At 49.4% G+C, this 541-nt stretch carries 1 protein-coding gene; it reads left to right on the top strand.

Translation table 11 applies throughout. From position 1 onward, the window contains the following. Positions 1–87: 87 nt before the first annotated feature. On the top strand, positions 88–541 hold a 454-nt coding region (locus tag R7O13_RS30175), incomplete at its 3' end, for an aldehyde dehydrogenase family protein (RefSeq protein WP_318305634.1).

The following is a 541-nucleotide window of genomic DNA, read 5'->3' as shown; positions in this document are numbered from 1 at the left end:
GTCACTGTGTATTGGCGGTGGCGAGGCGACAGCGATAGGTATCGAGATCCCGCTGTAATTTCTGCACAGTTAACAAAGGAGTAAATGATGACTCGTTTGGTTCCCTTATTTATTGATGGTGAGTTTCGTGAGTCTCAAACCTCAGATTGGGTTGAAGTCACCAATCCCGCCACCAATGACGTAATCGCGTATGTGCCATGTTCGACAAATGCTGAGATGAAAGCGGCCATCGAAAGTGCGCAAACGGCTTTTCAATCTTGGAAAGAGGTGGCGGTATCAGAGCGAGCGCGTTTGATGCTTCGCTATCAGCATCTTTTGAAAGAACATCATGATGAAATCGCAACCTTGCTTTCGCACGAAACGGGAAAAATCTTTGCCGATGCCAAAGGCGATGTTTGGCGCGGCATAGAAGTGGTTGAGCAAGCGGCCAACCTTGCCAGCAACCTGATGGGAGAAACGGTCGAAAATGTCGCGACTGAGATCGACAGCTACTCTCTCATCCAGCCTTTGGGTGTGTGCTGCGGCATTACTCCGTTCAACT

The sequence above is a fragment of the Vibrio sp. Y176 genome, from assembly GCF_033438945.1.
The sequence above is the reverse complement of the archived record's forward strand: the minus strand, read 5'-3'. Positions and strand labels throughout refer to the sequence as shown.